General features: G+C 53.2%; 1 protein-coding gene and 1 pseudogene. Both read right to left on the minus strand.

What is annotated here, in order from left to right:
* Positions 1–218: pseudogene (locus HT737_RS31495) on the minus strand (hypothetical protein); the annotation flags it as partial.
* A 91-nt stretch (positions 219–309) separates the two neighbouring features.
* Positions 310–831: a hypothetical protein gene (locus HT737_RS30450; protein WP_182404675.1), complete on the minus strand. Its 522-nt coding sequence runs from the start codon at positions 829–831 to the stop codon at positions 310–312.
* Positions 832–861: the final 30 nt, after the last annotated feature.

Here is an 861-nt window from a genome sequence, read left to right on the forward strand (position 1 = left end):
CCGACCGTCTGGTAATACTCGGTGTAAACCATGCCGTTACCGGTGTGATTCATTGAAGTCCCGGCCGCTTCCGTGGTGGTCCGAACTGGACGATTTATACCAGGTGAGCACAGCCAGATTCTCGCCGTTGGCCCGGTCTGTTTTTCTATCGAGTCGGGTTTGCCAAACAGATCGAGCGCTTCCTGAACATCGCGTCCTTCCCCAGCGCGACTGCGCAATCAAGTGGCAGCCATTGATCAGCAAAACGGCGGGCGTTATCAGCAGCGCCAATAACGTTTTAGTCCATGGGTTCATCGTGATTCCCGCCGCTTACTTGTTGCCCAGGATCGAGTCGAGGTTATCCATCATCTGGCCTTTCTCCTGAATTGGCGCCAGTTTGAAGAACATCTGCTGCATACCCTGAATCATCTGCAGGTACTCCATCTTGCCCAGCGCAATCATGTCCTTTTTATTGGGTGAGCAAACGAACTCGCTGGTGCGCTGCACCCAGAACTCCTTCGGCTGCTGCCATTGGTCATTAACTTTCAGGTTGCGCATCATGTAGGCGATGCGATCAACCGACTGGCCATTGAGCATTCGGACCTTATTCGTCGAACACTGAACTTCGAGGTTGTAGGCATCGATCATCGGTTTGCCGGGTTCTTCATACACCAGTGTCACGGCGACCAACTTGGCCCCCTTGGTGCGCTTCGACGGCACGACTGAAGTGCTGTCGGCGACATACATGATGTTCTTGTGGGGAATACCGTTGCCGTAAATGATCCACCAGTCACCAACGAGCTTCGGCTCGTCTGCCAAGGCTGAAGTGGTAGCGGTCAGGAGTACGGTCAGTAGAACAGCGAATTGATTGAAGTTTGAAAA

Origin of the sequence: Pseudomonas sp. MD195_PC81_125, assembly GCF_014060985.1 — a bacterium.
In the GTDB taxonomy this organism is placed as follows: Bacteria; Pseudomonadota; Gammaproteobacteria; order Pseudomonadales; family Pseudomonadaceae; genus Aquipseudomonas; species Aquipseudomonas parakoreensis.